Consider the following 14,530-nt stretch of genomic DNA (forward strand, 5'->3'; position numbering starts at 1 on the left):
TAGGCACGCCGCCAGCGTTCATCCTGAGCCAGGATCAAACTCTCCAATAAAGTTAGTTTGTCTAGCATCTAAAAATAAAAATTGACGTTTCACGTTGTTTGTTTCGTTCAGTTTTCAAAGAACTACTCGGTCGCTCATTTGCGACTTCCTTATGTTAACATCTTCGTTTTTCGATGTCAACTAAGTTTTTCAATTTCTTTTTTGTCGTTTTCTGCATTTCCGCATCAGCGACGGTTATTAATATATCATGTAGTATATAAGGGGTCAATACTTTTCATAAAAAAATTTCACATCCCGTTAAAATCTTAAAACCATGTTCCAAAAACCATTATAGTCTCCCTTTATTCTGCATCATACTCCATATCTCATATCTTATCGGTTTATCACGTTTACGAACGAGTGAAAATTCTAAATTTTATGTTATATTATTATTATAGGAGTGTGATGCAAATGAGCATTAAGTATTCGAACAAAATCAATAAAATCCGGACCTTTGCATTAAGTTTAGTATTTATCGGCCTCTTCATTGCATACTTAGGTGTCTTTTTCCGTGAAAACATTATTATTATGACAACATTTATGATGGTTGGCTTTTTAGCTGTTATCGCTAGTACTGTCGTTTACTTTTGGATTGGCATGTTATCTACTAAAACTGTACAAATTATTTGTCCAAGCTGCGATAAGCCGACCAAAATGCTCGGTCGTGTCGACGCATGTATGCATTGCAACCAACCTTTAACAATGGATCGAAATCTAGAAGGAAAAGAATTTGATGAGAAATATAATAAGAAGAGCTATAAATCATAGGCATATATAGGTACAATGTGCCCTTACAAAACTAAACGTTAAAAGGTGATTTCTTAACAAAGAAATCACCTTTTGTATTTATCTTTAATTAAATTAGGTTCTTCACTGAACGTTTTAAATCCTCCTGAACCTAACGTAATTCCCATATATAATAAAGAAAGAGGGAGACGTAAACGTCTCCCTCTTTCTTTATTATATATTACGCCTTATGACACTCTGGACAAACGCCATAAATTTCTAAGCGATGACTATTAATAACGAAGCCTGTCGTTTTCGCAGCTTCCTCTTCAAGCTGTTCCAAACCTCCATAAGGAAAATCAACAATCTTACCACATTTTTCGCAAATCACATGATAATGTTGACTTGTAACATAATCAAATCTACTTGAAGCGTCTCCATAAGTTAATTCCTTTACAAGTCCAACCTCTTTAAATACACGTAAGTTATTATAGACAGTTGCAACACTCATATTTGGAAACTTACCTTCTAATGCTTTATAAATGTCATCCGCTGTTGGGTGCGTCATAGATTCCACAAGGTACTCTAAAATAGCATGACGCTGTGGAGTAATGCGTACACCCGTATTTTTCAGCATTTCTAGCGCTTCTTTTAATTCTTCTTTGACCACCGTCATGCACCCCGATTCTATACGGATTATTATTTTATAATTCTTATAAAGAGTGTACTCCTTTTCTTATAAATCGTCAATATTTCTACTATAAGTATGTGGTTTATTTTTGTATATAGCCTTATTCTTATATATCCTTCCCCATTTTCTATACATTTACATAGAAAAAAAGTGCGACATAATCGCACTTGGAATACTATCATCTGAGGAGGTATGCCCTACACTTCACTTTATGTAAGACGATAAAATATGTATAGACACTCGCCTTACTTCTATATATTTTATCTCCACAATGAATTTACTTTATATAAGAAAGAACCTCTTCAGTATGTCCCTTCACTTTCACTTTACGCCACTCTTTTACAAGCTCACCGTCTTTATTAATAAGGAATGTAGAACGCTCGATTCCCATATACTCTTTTCCAAAGTTCTTTTTCAATTTCCAAACATCGTATAATTCCGCTACCTTATGATCTTCATCTACTAAAAGTACAAATGGAAGCTCATGCTTCTCAATGAATTTCAGATGTCTGTTCGCTGAATCAGGACTTACACCAAGAATAACTGTATCTTTCTCTTGAAATAATCCATACGCATCGCGAAAATCACATGCTTCAGTTGTACACCCTGGAGTCATATCTTTCGGATAAAAATATAGCACTACGTTTTTACCACGAAAATCAGCTAAGCGAACTTGTTCCCCGTTACTTCCCTCTAATGTAAATTCTGGAGCCATTTCTCCTACTGTGATCATTGTTATCACTCCTACTCTTTTCTTTTACTATATCAAATGCTATCTTATTTTTCATTGTCTATTACAGACCTCATTACAAAAGCAAACGGTAACGTATATCCAATTAGCGCTTCTGCAATCGCAATCCATCTCCCTATTCCAATCGGAGCTATATCACCGTACCCAACGGACAATAAAGTAACTGCGCTAAAATATAAGCAAATTTCTACAAGTTGAAAGGATTGGGCATGCAAGCTTTCTCCATCTTCTTTCAAAACTGCAAAACCCATTTCTTCTAATACAACATAACTTAACCCAAACGCAATCAATACCGTTGTATAAATTAAAAATAAGGAGGCTAAATTATAAAGCGAAAAGAAACGCCTAGAATCTGAATATGAACTCCATAACAATTGGACACTTCTCAAAATAGCAATTGCTGCAATTAATAGAATAAATCCCCATAACATGTCCTCCACCTCATTTTATATGTATGAGACGGCCATTGGATTTATCCCTTAGAAACAAACAAGCTTCTATAATTAATTCCCAGCACCACGGTACCTTTTTACCCCTTGATTCCAAAGAGTAATTGCAATCGTAAAACAGATAACACCAACGAATGGTGTTGCAAATGCATAGCTATTCCACTCTGTTTTTCTTAAAAAGTATGCTGCTGGATACACTCCGACAAACGCAAATGGTAAAACAAACGTTAAAATGAAGCGAATCACACGGTTATAAATGTTAACAGGATAGCGACCATAGTTACCTATGTTATACATTAGCGGCATAATTGAACTTTTCGCATCCGACCAAAAACCAAGGCTCGCAAGCGTAACAAATATCCCTCCATATACAAGTGCGCCCCCTCCTACCATCAGTAAGAATAAGAAGAAATCGTACCAGTAAAAAGATAATTGCAGCTCCACTGCTGCATATCCCATTACAATTATTCCTGTAATCGCTCCAATTAAAGATTCTAGTTCCATTCTTTCTAATATAATTTGAAATAAACTATGAATCGGCCTCGTTAATATACGATCCATTTCTCCTTTAATAATGTAACGATCATTAAAGTCCCATATGTTAAAGAAAGCTGAGAAAATGGCAAACGGCACTAAAAAGAAACCATAAATAAAGATTACTTCTTCTCTACTCCAGCCCTTTAATGCTTGTGTATGCCCAAACACAACGAGAATAAAGATTAAATTAACAGCCTGTAGTGCTAAATCAGAAAGTAATCCAACGATAAAATCGCCCCGATACTCCAATTTTGTTTTTATATATTGGCTTGCATATTGCAAAAATAGGTTTATATATATCATCTCATCATCCCCCTTGTACAATTAGACGTTTTCTCGCCGTTCTCCACATGAGTACAATTGGAATAATAAGTACAATTGCCCAAATTACTTGGAATAATAATGCCTCATACAATTTACTTCCTTGTATACCTTCTGAAAAAATCATACTCGGAATATAACTAATCGCCTGAAACGGTAAAAACATCATTGCCTTTTGGGCCCATAACGGATAAAAACTAATTGGTAATAATAGACCTGAAAATAAATCAATAACGACACGTTTCGCATACATAATTCCACTATTATTAAATAGGAAGAACGTGAGCATTCCCGTCATTAAATTAATTTGTGTATTAATAATAAAACTAAATATTAAAGATAAGAAGAAATATAACCACGTTTGAAAATTCGTTGTAATTTGCAATGAAAATAATAAGGTAACGATAACCATACCTGGAATTGAAAAGAAAGCAAAACGAAATATTCCTTCACCAAGACCTTGCATCACTTTCATGCCTAAATAGTTATATGGACGAATGAGTTCTACTGCTACGCGTCCTTCTTGAATCTCCATCGCAATTTCCCTGTCTATATTATTAAAATAAAAGGCACGTGCCATCCACGCAATTGCGATATAAGTAGTCATTTGCGAAATAGATAAACTTTCAATATTCTCTTTTCCACTATAAATTGCTTGCCATAAAAAATAATACGCACCGATATTAATTGTATAAATTAATATCCCACTATAATAGTTTGTACGATACGCAAGCATCATTAAAAAGCGAATCCGAATCATTTCAATGTACTTACCCATGTTTAATACCTTCTTCATAAATGTTACGAATAATTTCCTCTGTAGATACTTCGTTAATTTTTAAATCTTTAATTTGAAAGGCTTGTACTACTTTAGAAATAAGCATTGAAATGATAACTTCTTCATTCGGTATTTTTGCAACCCACGCGTTTTCCTCTTTCGCTTTCGACCAAACGACATGACTATCTGGCATAACCATTGATAAAGCCTGATAGGAAACTGGTGCAATAAATTGAAAATGGATTTCCTTCTCTGCTCCCCACTGTGTACGAAGATTATTTAAAGAACCGTCATACATAATATTTCCTTCATCCAGCATGATAACGCGCTCACATAAAGCTTCAATATCAGTAATATCATGGGTTGTTAATAAGATTGTTGTTTTATAACGTTCATTCATTTCTTTTAAAAATTCACGTATTTTTAATTTCACAAGAACATCCAGCCCAATTGTTGGTTCATCTAAAAATAATAATGGTGGATTATGAATTAATGCTGCCGCTAATTCACAACGCATTCTTTGACCTAGAGATAACTTTCGAACTGGCTTATCTAATAAAGGACCAATATCTAACGTTTCAATCACGTGTTCCATATGCTCTTTATACTGAGCGTCTGATACACCGTACACTTTTTTTAATAAACGAAAAGATTCTTGTACAGCAATATCCCACCAAAGTTGTGAGCGTTGACCGAAAACAACACCAATTGTTCTTACGAATTCTTCTCTCTGCTTATGCGGGTTCATCCCATTTACTAAAATTTCTCCTGATGTCGGAGTCAAAATCCCCGTAAGCATTTTAATAGTTGTTGATTTACCAGCACCGTTCTCACCGATATATCCAACCATTTCACCTTGTTTCACATTAAAAGATACATCATTTACTGCTGGTACTATTTTATAATTACGATTTAATAAATCGCGAAAAGCACCCTTTAATCCCGGACGACTTGAATAGGCTGTAAACTCTTTACGTAACCCTTGTACCTCAATTACCGATTTCATAATCGGACCCCCTTCCTAAATGTCACAACGAATAGTTTACCCAACTGCCTTCTCTATCACAAACAATACGTCTTTTCGAAAAACATGTTAGAATAATACATAGATTTTTGTAAGGAGATGAATTGTAGTGAAATTCACAAAATCAGAAGCATTACATAAAGAAGCTTTAGAACATATCGTTGGCGGCGTTAATAGTCCTTCTCGTTCTTTTAAAGCAGTTGGCGGCGGCGCTCCTGTTGCTATGGAACGTGGAAAAGGTGCTTATTTCTGGGATGTAGACGGAAATAAATATATCGATTATTTAGCAGCATACGGTCCTATTATTACTGGACATGCTCACCCGCACATTACAAAAGCAATTACAACAGCTGCTGAAAATGGTGTACTTTACGGAACACCAACAGCACTAGAAGTAAAATTTGCAAAAATGTTAAAAGAAGCAATGCCTGCATTAGATAAAGTCCGCTTCGTAAACTCTGGTACTGAATCAGTAATGACAACAATTCGTGTCGCTCGTGCTTACACAGGCCGCACAAAAATTATGAAATTTGCTGGTTGTTACCACGGTCATTCTGATTTAGTACTTGTAGCAGCTGGCTCTGGCCCTTCTACGCTAGGAACTCCTGACTCAGCCGGTGTACCACAAAGTATCGCTCAAGAAGTTATTACCGTTCCATTTAATAATGTAGAAACTTTAAAAGAAGCATTAGATAAATGGGGACATGAAGTAGCAGCTATCCTTGTAGAACCGATTGTTGGAAACTTCGGTATTGTAGAGCCAAAACCTGGCTTCCTTGAGAAAGTGAATGAACTTGTTCACGAAGCTGGTGCACTAGTAATTTATGATGAAGTTATTACTGCTTTCCGCTTCATGTACGGTGGTGCTCAAGACTTACTTGGCGTAACACCAGACTTAACAGCGCTTGGTAAAGTTATTGGCGGCGGACTTCCGATCGGTGCTTATGGTGGTAAGAAAGAAATTATGGAACAAGTTGCCCCGCTCGGACCTGCATATCAAGCTGGTACAATGGCAGGAAATCCTGCTTCTATGGCATCCGGTATCGCTTGTCTAGAAGTTCTTCAACAAGAAGGTCTTTATGAGAAATTAGATGAACTTGGTGCGATGCTTGAAAAGGGAATTTTAGAGCAAGCTGCAAAACATAATATCGATATTACATTAAACCGACTAAAAGGTGCTTTAACTGTATACTTCACAACAAATACAATTGAAGATTACGATGCAGCACAAGATACAGACGGTGAAATGTTCGGTAAATTCTTCAAGCTTATGCTTCAAGAAGGAGTTAACTTAGCACCTTCTAAATACGAGGCATGGTTCTTAACGACAGAACATACAAAAGAAGATATTGAATATACAATTGAAGCTGTAGGCAGAGCATTCGCTGCTTTAGCGGATAATAAATAATCCCTTCATTAAAAAGGAAAAAAGAAAGCACATCTTTCTTTTTTCCTTTTTTCTATTTCATAAATCCCTTATTAATAGTATAATTATTCATAATTATCTGTTTTATTTTTCTTTTATATCCTTACTATCCTTGTATATAAGGCTGCTCACGCCTTGAATAGTAAGATTATTCGAACTTCAACAAAAGGGGGGATTGACGGATGCTCAATAAAACAAATACATGGACACCGTCTTTATTTCGAGATTATAAAAATGCAGAACATGATGCGTGTGGAATCGTTTCCGTTATGGAGAAACGAAAAGTTGCCACGAAAGAAAACATTGATCTTTGCATACAATCACTTGTCAAAATGAATCATCGAGCTGGTTTCATTAATGGTGAAGGCGATGGTATCGGAATTCACATTGATGTCCCAAAAGCACTTTGGAATGAAAAGCTGAAAAATAACGGATACAATCCAACGATTGTGGATCATCCCCACTTTATCGTTGGACATTTTTTTCTAAACAAAAACGCAAATATCGTTAATTTAAAAAATCATATTCGTACGCAATTAAATAACGAAAGTTTTACTATTATTTTCGAAAGTGATGATGTAATAAATTCCGATGCACTCGGTCCACTTGGTAAACAGGAAGAACCTTTATTTTGGCAAGTTGCTCTTATCGCAGAAAATAAAGTTGAAAATGTTGAGCAAACATTATTTTCAGTAACGATAAAAATAGAGGAAAACGAAGCGATTCATGTTGCTTCATTAAGTCGTGACCATGTTGTATATAAAGTTCTAGGCGCTGGGGATACACTTGTTGCCTATTACAATGATTTACAACATCCACTTATCGCTTCAACTATGACACTAGGACATAACCGCTATTCTACTAATACATTATCTAATTTTTTTCGTGTACAACCATTTAGCATTCTCGGACATAATGGTGAAATTAACACAATTGCAAAATTACGTGATCAAGCTGACATGATTCATGTTCCACTTACTGCTGGGGGCAGTGACTCCCAAGATTTAAACCGCACCTTAGAAACTCTACTTGTTCAATACGACTACAGTTTATTTGAAGCAATGGATATACTATTCCCACCAATTATTAATGAAATGAAACTTTATGAACCGCATTTACAAGATTTATATACGTATATACGTGAAGCTTGGGGCCATTTTGCGCAAGGTCCAGCTGGTATTATTTCACGTTATAAAGATGAGGCTGTTTTCAGCGTTGATTCCCTTGGACTACGACCAGTATGGAAAGTAGAGACAGCGAGTTCTTATGTTTTCTCTTCTGAACCTGGAGTTGTATCACCAACTGAATATGTAGCAGAACCAAAACCACTCGCTCCTGGAGAAAAAGTCGGTCTAAAGTGGAATGAACAAGATGAACTTGTACTCTACGAATACGATGACTACCAAACTCAAGTATATAACCGTTTTAAAAAGCGATTTGATACTAAAGATTATCATTTAAACTTATCTATCCCTGAAACGAAAGAAATCCCAGGATTATGTGATTCTATACAAGTTGAAACGAAACAATACGTTGCTTTCGGATGGGACCGAGAACATATTCAGCTTCTTGAACAGATGGCAACAAAAGGCGTTGAGCCAATTCGCTCACTTGGGCATGACTCACCACTTGCAGCACTCGATACTGGTAGACGAAATATCGCTGATTTCATTAAGGAAAGTGTAGCCGTTGTTACAAATCCAGCAATCGATCGTGATCGAGAGGTCGAGCACTTCTCTACACGAACAATACTTGGAGAGCGCCCAAGTTTATTAAGCGGAGCTAAACGGACATTTGTAGTTGAGATGCTTTCCCCCATTATTTTAGAAGGAAGTGTAGCACAATCTATTACAGAGGAATTACACACAATTACGTACGAACAACTTATACAGCTATTCAATACTCATAGCTCTATCGCTACAATCTCTGCTACATTCAGTCCGACAGAAACTTTACAATGCGCCTTAAATCGAATTAGTTCTGAAGCGATAAAGGCCGTGAACGATGGAGCTTCCCTACTATTAATAGACGATGCCAACGCTCATCTAAATGAACAGTTATGGATTGATCCACATTTAGTTACCGCTAAAGTACATCAAGTATTAAGCGAAAATAAATTACGCCGAAACTGCTCTCTCGTTATACGTTCTGGTGCCCTTCGCTCCTTACATGATATCGTCACACTGTATGGATTAGGAGCAGATGGTATGAATCCATATTTATTATTTGCAACCGTAAATGATGGAACAAAAACGCCAATTACGAATTTGTATAATGCTCTTAATAAAGGACTAGAAAAAGTCATTTCAACAATTGGAATTCATGAATTACGTGGTTACGGCCGCCTCTATTCTTCTATCGGATTACATGAAGAAATCGCAAATATATTACAAATTACGAATTTCTTCGGTTCAAATGATTTAGCTTTTTCGCTTGAATCACTTGCTGAAGATGCACAATTGCGAGCGGATGATTATAACAATCCTAAAGTTAGAATGCGAAAATCTTTTCATATATTCCCGCGAATTTGGAAAGCAATCGGCGATGTCGCAAAAGGAAATTCTTATGATGATTACCGTGACAAATTAAGTGAGTTAGAAGAAAATAATCCAATCGCGATTAGACATCTTGTTCAAACGAAAGAAACAAAACATGTCGTTCCGGCTGAAGAAGTATCCATCAGCATTCAAAATCATGATTTACCATTTATTATTAGTTCCATGTCATTCGGTTCTCAAAATGAAATTGCCTTTCGTGCATATGCAGAAGCGGCCGATCAGCTAAATATGATTAGCTTGAACGGTGAAGGCGGCGAAATTAAAGATATGATTGGAAAATATCCACATACACGTGGACAACAAGTTGCATCTGGGCGATTTGGTGTAAACGCCGAACTACTAAATTCATCAAACTTAATTGAAATAAAAATTGGGCAAGGCGCAAAGCCTGGTGAAGGCGGACATTTGCCTGGTTCAAAAGTAACAGCAAAAATCGCTGAAGCGCGTAATGCTACAATTGGCTCTGATTTAATTTCACCTTCTAACAACCATGATATTTATTCCATTGAAGATTTAGCTCAAATAATTACAGAAATTAAAACGGCTAATCAACTTGCGAAAGTAGCTGTAAAGATCCCTGTTGTCCCTAACATTGGAACAATTGCTGTCGGTATCGCAAAGGCTGGTGCTGACTTTATTAACATTAGCGGATTTGATGGTGGTACAGGTGCCGCACGTATTCACGCATTGCAACATGTAGGCCTTCCTGTAGAAATTGGTGTGAAAGCCGCTCACAATGCTTTATTAGAAGCAAATATGAGGCAAAAGGTAGAAATTTGGGCTGACGGTGGTATTCGAAGTGTTAATGATGCCTTGAAAATCATGCTCCTTGGGGCAAACCGTATTGGATTTGGTACATTATCCATGATTGCAATCGGCTGTACAACTTGCCGCGGATGTCATCTAGATACTTGTCACGTTGGAATTGCAACACAAATTGAGTCTGAAGCTCAGGCGAAAGAACACGGATTACGCCGCTTCGTCCCGCGCGAATTAGAAAGCGCCGTTGCTGGATTATTACATTTATTCACCACTTTTGGCGTAGAACTAAAACGATTAACAGGAAATCTTGGTTATACAAATTTACAAGAAATTGTCGGACATTCCGATTTATTAGAACAAGTTCGAGGCGAAAATTTATTAGACTTATGTAATTTACTACAAACGATAGAACACCCATCTGTTACAAAAACAGAATACGTACCAGAAAAACAATTTGAAACAGTTCATTCCCCTCATTCAAAAGAATTAGTAGGCGTTGGCGTAGAGCAACGCGTTATGGGTGGTCTAGAATCTTGCTATCGCGTTCGTAGTAAATTATATGAAGACACGAAGCTTGAACCACTTACATTAAAGTATACGAATGGCTCTATTCCTGGAAATGGATTAGGTGCTTACAATAGTGAGAACTTATTTATACACGTAAATGGCGGTGCACAAGATGGTATTGGTAAAACCTCCTTTGGTGGTGGTATTTATATAACGAAAGCAAAAGGAAAAGACGGCATATATTATAACGGTTCTGTCGGAAAAGGTTTTGGGTACGGTGCACAAAAAGGATCGCTATACGTTCAAGGTAATGCTGATGCTCGCGCTGGCATTCGCCTCTCTGGAGCAGACATGATAATTGGAGGGCGAATGACAAAGCCACTCCGTGAAAAAGAGCAAGGGAATATAGGTGTATACTCTAATATTAAAGGTTTCGCTTTTGAATATATGACAAATGGGCGAGCGCTTGTTTTAGGGGATCCTGGTCCATGGATTTGTGCTGGTATGACTGGTGGTGTTGTTTATTTACGTCATGATTCAAGCTCGGGTTTAACAGAACACGCCTTAAAAAGAAGAATCGCAAAAGGGGCAAATGTTACATTACAACCAATTAGTAAAAACGGCGTGCAAGATGTGACTGAGTTATTGTTAGATTACATTCGTGTCTTAAATGAGCATGAACAATACGAGGAAGTTGCTTTATTAACCCCGTTACTCGATGATATGCAGCAACAGTTTTTTGAAATTATCCCGAAAAAAGAGCAGGCTGATCCATCTATCTCAACAGAGTGATATACCTAAATTTCATTTTCAAGAATAAATTGACGAAGTACACTTCTCATAGTAATCTATAGTAACAATTTGAAACCTGCTGAAATTCAGCAGGTTTTTTTACTAAAAATTGATGTTTAAAAAGAATTAGGAAAAAGTATAAATGAATCTTAATTTCTTATTAATGTCACTAAAATATCACTTGCTAACATATTGTAATGAATGTATAGTATCATGTTGTACATTCATTATGACAAGAGAAAGGATCTTATTAAGGGTATGAAACTTGGTGCTCGCATTTTAAAAACGGGTATTGCCATCACATTAGCTTTATTTGCTTGTATTTTACTTCAATTACCGAGTCCAGTATTCGCGGGAATCTCAGCTATATTCGCTGTTCAACCGTCTGTATACCGCTCGTATTTAACAGCTCTTGAGCAAATTCAAGCAAACGTCATTGGTGCCGTATTCGCTATCGTATTTGCTACTGCTTTTGGACATAATCCTTTTATTATTGGATTAACATGTATATTAGTAATTGCGCTTACGTTACAATTACGATTAGAAAACACAATATCAATTGCTTTAGTAACAGTTATCGCCATTATGGAGTATCAGGGCGACGATTTCTTTAGTTTTGCCTTACTTCGCTTTGCGACGATTATGATTGGAATTATTGCGGCTTCACTTGTAAATTTAGTGTTTATGCCGCCAAAATACGAAACAAAACTATATCATCGTATCGTTGATAATACAGAAGAAATTGTAAAATGGATTCGAATGAATAGCAGGCAAGCTTCTGATTTTACAACGCTAAAAACTGATATTGATCGTATGAAAGAAAAAATGATCAAACTAAACCATTACTATTTGCTGTATAAAGAAGAAAGAAGCTACACGAAAAAAGTACAGTTCGCAAAAATTCGTAAGCTCGTTTTATTCAGACAAATGTTAGCGACGACAAGCCGTGCTTTAAGTACGTTAAAATCGTTACATCGTACTGAAAATGAACTGCGCTATATGCCAGAAGAATTTCAGGAATCTATTCAAAACGAACTTGATTCATTAACGCATTATCATGAACAAGTTCTATTAAAATTTATTGGTAAAGCAAAAAAACAACAATCTGTTGAAATGCTTGATGAAGTTGAAACAGGTAAACAAGAATTAATTGATATCTTTATGGATTATCAAAACAAAGACGATGAGGAAGCGTATAAAACATGGCTACACCTCTTCCCTCTTATTTCTGCCATTATTAACTATAGTGAAGAAGTAGAGCATTTAGATTTACTTGTGGATAGCTTCTACACATACCATAAACCAGAAGCAGAACTTCAAATCGAAGATAAAAAAGAAGACGAATAAAGAAAACAGCTCCTTTTACGCTAAAGGAGCTGTTTCTGTTATATGTTGAAGTTGATATAAATTGTAATAAAACCCTCTTTTTTTCATTAACTCTTCATGAGAACCTGTTTCTTTAATTTCACCATCTTCAATGTAAATAATCGTATCCACATGTGTAATCGTCGCCAATCGATGTGCGATTACGATCGTCGTCCGATCTGCAGCTAGCGTCTGAAGCGCCTGCTGAATATACCGTTCATTTTCTAAATCTAAAGCGGAAGTCGCCTCATCTAATATAAGTAACGATGGATTCTTTAGAAACACTCTTGCAATCGCTACACGTTGCCTTTGCCCACCAGATAACTTCACACCGCGTTCCCCAACGACAGTATCATAGCCATCAGGTAACTCTATAATAAAATCATGGATTTGCGCAGCTTTAGCAGCTGCAATCACTTCTTCCTCTGTAGCTTTCGGGTTTCCATATAAAATATTTGCCCCGATTGTATCACTAAATAACAAATTATCTTGCAGTACAATTCCAATATGACTACGTAAATTTCTCATATCATACTTTCTAACATCTATCCCATCTACATAAACTGCACCTGAAGAAACATCATAGAAACGTGGGATTAAGCTAGCAAGAGATGACTTCCCTCCCCCACTTGCTCCTACAAGTGCTACCTTCTCTCCTGGCAACATAGTTAACGAAAGGTTATGTAATATCTCTTTTTCATCCGAATTGTAACGAAAAGATACATTATCAAATATCACTTCACCATTTAATTTTGTCGTTTGTACCGCACTTGGCACATTGACAATATCGTATTTTTCATCTAACAATTCAAACACTCGATCCATCGATGCGAAAGACTGTGTTAATGTTGTAGAGGAATTGACAAGGCGGCGAAGCGGACTATACAAACTATCCATATATCCAACAAAGGCAACCATAGTCCCTAATGTTAACTGCCCCTGAATTACTTCATATGCTGCAAAACCGATCACCAGTAACGGGCCTAAATCGGTTAACGTATTCACTGCTGAAAATGTCCTTGCAGTCCAACTCGTATGCGTTAATGCTTTCGTCAAAAATTCATTATTTCTTTTTTCAAACTGCTTACCCTCATACTCTTCTAATGCAAAGCTACGTGTCACTTGCATCCCTTGAATACGTTCATGTAAATACCCTTGCATCGTTGCTAACGCTTGCGAACGCTCTTTCGTTAATTTTCGAAGACGCCCGAAAAAATATTTCACTGCCACTACATAAATAGGTAAAATTAATAACGCAACAAATGTTAATTTTATATTCATAGAAAACATAACAATAATAGCAATTGCAATTGTTGCAGTATCTAGCCAAACATTCATCAAACCAGTAATTACAAAATCCTTCGTTTGTTCTACATCATGGATTACACGTGAAATAAGCTCTCCTGTTTTTGTATTCGAATAATAGCGTAAACTCAACTTTTGTAAATGACCAAAAATATGTTTTCGTAAATCATATAGTATTGTATTTGCGATACGCTGCGCGAAATATTGACGATAATATTCAATTGGCGGTCTTACTACTGCAAAAATAAAAAAAGCAATCCCAACGGCTGTTACTAATTGGGATGTTTTATCTTGAAGTGACCCTCCCCCTTGAATTACATCATCGATAATATATTTTAATAACCACGGCATAATAAGCGGGATGCCGAATTTAACTAGACCAATCATAATCGTAATAGCAATAAGCCATCGATACGGTTTAACAAATTGCAAATATCTTTTTATACCTTGCACATAATCCCCCCTCTAATAGGACAAACCTGCCGGGAAATCCCCTGCA

General features: G+C 36.4%; 11 protein-coding genes. 4 read left to right on the forward strand and 7 right to left on the reverse strand.

Annotated features, from left to right (window positions below; all coding sequences use genetic code 11):
* Nucleotides 1–450 precede the first annotated feature (450 nt).
* Entirely contained in the window at nt 451–807 is a 357-nt protein-coding gene (locus ACSG5Z_RS25475) for a YgzB family protein (protein WP_000025063.1), read from the forward strand.
* A 199-nt stretch (nt 808–1,006) separates the two neighbouring features.
* Here the strand turns inward: ACSG5Z_RS25475 and perR are convergent, their stop codons facing one another.
* The 6 genes from perR to ACSG5Z_RS25505 all read right to left on the reverse strand — a co-directional run bounded on the left by perR (nt 1,007) and on the right by ACSG5Z_RS25505 (nt 5,298).
* A complete protein-coding gene (gene perR, locus ACSG5Z_RS25480; RefSeq protein WP_000237831.1) occupies nt 1,007–1,435 on the reverse strand; it encodes a peroxide-responsive transcriptional repressor PerR in 429 nt (142 codons plus the stop codon).
* Between the two features lie 298 nt (nt 1,436–1,733).
* A complete protein-coding gene (gene bcp / locus ACSG5Z_RS25485) occupies nt 1,734–2,189 on the reverse strand; it encodes a thioredoxin-dependent thiol peroxidase (protein WP_060486952.1) in 456 nt (151 codons plus the stop codon).
* Between the two features lie 44 nt (nt 2,190–2,233).
* Complete coding sequence (locus ACSG5Z_RS25490; protein WP_000964347.1) at nt 2,234–2,638, reverse strand: potassium channel family protein; 405 nt, start codon at nt 2,636–2,638, stop codon at nt 2,234–2,236.
* 72 nt (nt 2,639–2,710) lie between these two features.
* The gene (locus ACSG5Z_RS25495; RefSeq protein ID WP_000639385.1) at nt 2,711–3,496 is read right to left on the reverse strand and encodes an ABC transporter permease; all 786 of its coding nucleotides are present in this window, start codon (nt 3,494–3,496) and stop codon (nt 2,711–2,713) included.
* 4 nt (nt 3,497–3,500) lie between these two features.
* Nucleotides 3,501–4,292: an ABC transporter permease gene (locus ACSG5Z_RS25500; protein ID WP_000521517.1), complete on the reverse strand. Its 792-nt coding sequence runs from the start codon at nt 4,290–4,292 to the stop codon at nt 3,501–3,503.
* On the reverse strand, nt 4,285–5,298 hold the full coding sequence (locus ACSG5Z_RS25505; protein ID WP_000843640.1) for an ABC transporter ATP-binding protein: 1,014 nt from the start codon (nt 5,296–5,298) through the stop codon (nt 4,285–4,287). The genes ACSG5Z_RS25500 and ACSG5Z_RS25505 overlap by 8 nt, the downstream gene beginning before the upstream one ends.
* A 127-nt stretch (nt 5,299–5,425) precedes the next feature.
* Here ACSG5Z_RS25505 and hemL point away from each other — a divergent pair, with 127 nt between their 5' ends.
* The 3 genes from hemL (at nt 5,426) to ACSG5Z_RS25520 (ending at nt 12,708) form a co-directional block, all read left to right on the forward strand.
* Nucleotides 5,426–6,724: a glutamate-1-semialdehyde-2,1-aminomutase gene (hemL, locus tag ACSG5Z_RS25510; protein ID WP_000673249.1), complete on the forward strand. Its 1,299-nt coding sequence runs from the start codon at nt 5,426–5,428 to the stop codon at nt 6,722–6,724.
* A 200-nt stretch (nt 6,725–6,924) separates the two neighbouring features.
* On the forward strand, nt 6,925–11,361 hold the full coding sequence (locus ACSG5Z_RS25515) for a glutamate synthase-related protein (protein WP_435712489.1): 4,437 nt from the start codon (nt 6,925–6,927) through the stop codon (nt 11,359–11,361).
* 258 nt (nt 11,362–11,619) lie between these two features.
* Nucleotides 11,620–12,708, forward strand: a complete 1,089-nt coding sequence (locus ACSG5Z_RS25520) for an aromatic acid exporter family protein (RefSeq protein WP_064477270.1) — start codon at nt 11,620–11,622, stop codon at nt 12,706–12,708.
* A 15-nt stretch (nt 12,709–12,723) separates the two neighbouring features.
* On the opposite strand, the gene ACSG5Z_RS25525 is transcribed toward ACSG5Z_RS25520, so the two are convergent.
* A complete protein-coding gene (locus tag ACSG5Z_RS25525) occupies nt 12,724–14,484 on the reverse strand; it encodes an ABC transporter ATP-binding protein (RefSeq protein WP_097889310.1) in 1,761 nt (586 codons plus the stop codon).
* Nucleotides 14,485–14,530: the final 46 nt, after the last annotated feature.

This window comes from Bacillus pretiosus (assembly GCF_051294775.1).
In the GTDB taxonomy this organism is placed as follows: domain Bacteria; phylum Bacillota; class Bacilli; order Bacillales; family Bacillaceae_G; genus Bacillus_A; species Bacillus_A wiedmannii.

Excerpts from the sequence above, each read along its gene's own strand:
- ACSG5Z_RS25505 (WP_000843640.1), bottom strand. The coding sequence starts at position 5,298 with ATGAAATCGGTAATTGAGGTACAAGGGTTACGTAAAGAGTTTACAGCC.
- ACSG5Z_RS25495 (WP_000639385.1), bottom strand. The coding sequence starts at position 3,496 with ATGATATATATAAACCTATTTTTGCAATATGCAAGCCAATATATAAAA.
- ACSG5Z_RS25515 (WP_435712489.1), top strand. The coding sequence starts at position 6,925 with ATGCTCAATAAAACAAATACATGGACACCGTCTTTATTTCGAGATTAT.
- ACSG5Z_RS25490 (WP_000964347.1), bottom strand. The coding sequence starts at position 2,638 with ATGTTATGGGGATTTATTCTATTAATTGCAGCAATTGCTATTTTGAGA.
- bcp (WP_060486952.1), bottom strand. The coding sequence starts at position 2,189 with ATGATCACAGTAGGAGAAATGGCTCCAGAATTTACATTAGAGGGAAGT.
- ACSG5Z_RS25475 (WP_000025063.1), top strand. The coding sequence starts at position 451 with ATGAGCATTAAGTATTCGAACAAAATCAATAAAATCCGGACCTTTGCA.
- ACSG5Z_RS25500 (WP_000521517.1), bottom strand. The coding sequence starts at position 4,292 with ATGGGTAAGTACATTGAAATGATTCGGATTCGCTTTTTAATGATGCTT.
- ACSG5Z_RS25520 (WP_064477270.1), top strand. The coding sequence starts at position 11,620 with ATGAAACTTGGTGCTCGCATTTTAAAAACGGGTATTGCCATCACATTA.